Genomic DNA, 406 nt, shown 5'->3' with positions numbered 1-406 from the left:
TAACTCCATGTGAGACGTCCCACAACCCCAGAGAGCAAGCTCTCTGGTTTAGGCTGTTCCGCGTTCGCTCGCCGCTACTGACGGAATCACTCTTGTTTTCTCTTCCTCCAGGTACTTAGATGTTTCAGTTCCCTGGGTATGCCTCCTCGTATCCTATGTATTCAGATACGGGTAACTGACTATTACATCAGCTGGGTTTCCCCATTCGGACATCCCCGGATCGAAGCTTGCTTACAGCTCCCCGAGGCAGTATCGTTGTTCGCCACGTCCTTCTTCGGCTCCTAGCGCCTAGGCATCCTCCGTGTGCTCTTAGTAGCTTAACCATCGCTTCATATTTGCCTGATTCTCTTCCCTTGTTACCAAAAGTCGTTCATCATGCAAATATTCCGCTCTATGCTACTCTTTA

At 49.8% G+C, this 406-nt stretch carries 1 rRNA gene; it reads right to left on the bottom strand.

The annotated features are described in order from the left end of the window. Window positions 1–323, bottom strand: a 23S ribosomal RNA gene (locus tag ACPV3A_RS37825); the annotation flags it as partial. Window positions 324–406: the final 83 nt, after the last annotated feature.

Source organism: Paenibacillus sp. Dod16, assembly GCF_049893405.1.
GTDB lineage: Bacteria > Bacillota > Bacilli > Paenibacillales > Paenibacillaceae > Paenibacillus_AQ.
The sequence above is the reverse complement of the archived record's forward strand: the minus strand, read 5'-3'. Positions and strand labels throughout refer to the sequence as shown.